The sequence below is a fragment of the Enterobacter cloacae complex sp.6700776 genome (genome assembly GCF_048284255.1).
Classification (GTDB): domain Bacteria; phylum Pseudomonadota; class Gammaproteobacteria; order Enterobacterales; family Enterobacteriaceae; genus Enterobacter; species Enterobacter intestinihominis.
Genome location: NZ_JBLVYK010000049.1, coordinates 1 through 1,034 on the forward strand (window position 1 = coordinate 1; position 1,034 = coordinate 1,034).

Sequence of the window (1,034 nt, forward strand, 5' to 3'; positions counted from 1 at the left end):
GGAAGGTGCGAATAAGCAGGTCATTTCTTCCCAAGCTGACTCGCTGATTAAAATTTCGCGGATCTGGGCCGATTTTTTTCCCGCAAACACATCGAATCAGCCTATTTAGGCTATTTTTTCCACCATTTCTGGCGTTATTTCCGGTTTTTACTGAGATCTCTCCCACTGACGTATCATTTGGTCCACCCGAAACAGGTTGGCCAGGGTGAATAACATCGCCAGTTGGTTATCGTTTTTCAGCAGCCCCTTGTATCTGGCTTTCACGAAGCCGAACTGCCGCTTGATGATGCGAAACGGGTGCTCCACCTTGGCACGGATGCTGGCTTTCATGTATTCGATGTTGATGGCCGTTTTGTTCTTGCGCGGATGCTGCTTCAAGGTTTTTACCTTGCCGGGACGCTCGGCGATCAGCCAGTCCACATCCACCTCGGCCAGCTCCTCGCGCTGTGGCGCTCCTTGGTAGCCGGCATCGGCTGAGACAAATTGCTCCTCTCCATGAAGCAGATTACCCAGCTGATTGAGGTCATGCTCGTTGGCCGCGGTGGTGACTAGGCTGTGGGTCAGGCCACTCTTGGCATCGACACCAATGTGGGCCTTCATGCCAAAGTGCCACTGATTGCCTTTCTTGGTCTGATGCATCTCCGGATCGCGTTGCTGCTCTTTGTTCTTGCTAGAGCTGGGTGCCTCAATGATGGTGGCATCCACCAAAGTGCCTTGGGTCATCATGACGCCTGCTTCGGCCAGCCAGCGATTGATGGTCTTGAACAATTGACGGGCCAGTTGATGCTGCTCGAGCAGGTGGCGGAAATTCATGATGGTGGTGCGATCCGGCAGGGCGCTATCCAGGGATAATCGGGCAAACAGGCGCATGGAGGCGATTTCGTACAGGGCATCTTCCATGGCACCGTCGCTCAGGTTGTACCAATGCTGCATGCAGTGAATACGCAGCATGGTCTCCAGCGGATAGGGCCGTCGGCCATTGCCCGCCTTGGGATAAAACGGCTCGATGACAGCGGTCATATTCTGCCATGGCA

General features: G+C 54.2%; 1 protein-coding gene. It reads right to left on the reverse strand.

Annotated elements, in window-relative coordinates; genetic code table 11:
* Positions 1–147: 147 nt before the first annotated feature.
* Positions 148–1,034 (reverse strand): IS5-like element ISKpn26 family transposase (locus ACNQ0T_RS23135; RefSeq protein WP_417930382.1); only part of this gene is annotated, 887 nt, incomplete at its 5' end.